Source organism: Marinomonas sp. TI.3.20 (genome assembly GCF_038155025.1).
Classification (GTDB): domain Bacteria; phylum Pseudomonadota; class Gammaproteobacteria; order Pseudomonadales; family Marinomonadaceae; genus Marinomonas; species Marinomonas flavescens.
Genome location: NZ_JBAKAS010000069.1, coordinates 1 through 538, shown reverse-complemented (window position 1 = coordinate 538; position 538 = coordinate 1). Strand labels below are relative to the sequence as shown.

Sequence of the window (538 nt, the reverse complement as noted above, 5' to 3'; positions counted from 1 at the left end):
GTTTCTTGTCGATATAAAGGCAAGCTGTATTGGAACTTACCTGTGATGACCTGACTTAGTAAACTAGGCGTTGCGATGCCTTTGGGGATAATGCTGGTCGGCATCGGAGCTTGCTTGATCGTTGTTTTCGTTTCGGTCTTTTCACACTGACGGCACGCGTATTTAGGTCGGACGGTTTCGATGACTTTTAACTGAGCGGGAAGAAACTCTAACTTCTCAGACGTGTCTTCGCCAATACAATGCAGTGGTGTCTGACAGCAAGAACAGGTTTTGTCCGATTCAGGTACATCCACCACAACCGTCTCACGAGGTAAGTCTTTCGGCAGAGGTTTACGCTTAGGTTTTGTACGCGTATAGGAAATAGTTTGGTTGTCCGTTTCAACATCCACGCTGTCTTCTTGAGAGTCGCTGTCTGACTCGTCAAACAATTCGCCTTGCCCCGGAGAGACTTCGGAGCCTTTACCAAACTGTTTTTGTTGAGCTAAGCGCCATTGCTCAAGGATTAGCTGATACTTAGATTCCCATTCAGCGATCTTGC

1 protein-coding gene is annotated in these 538 nt (G+C 47.0%); it reads right to left on the bottom strand.

Going from position 1 to position 538, the window contains the following annotated elements:
- The coding region (locus V6259_RS19595) for an IS66 family transposase zinc-finger binding domain-containing protein (RefSeq protein ID WP_341585961.1) at positions 1-538 on the bottom strand (538 nt) is incomplete at both ends.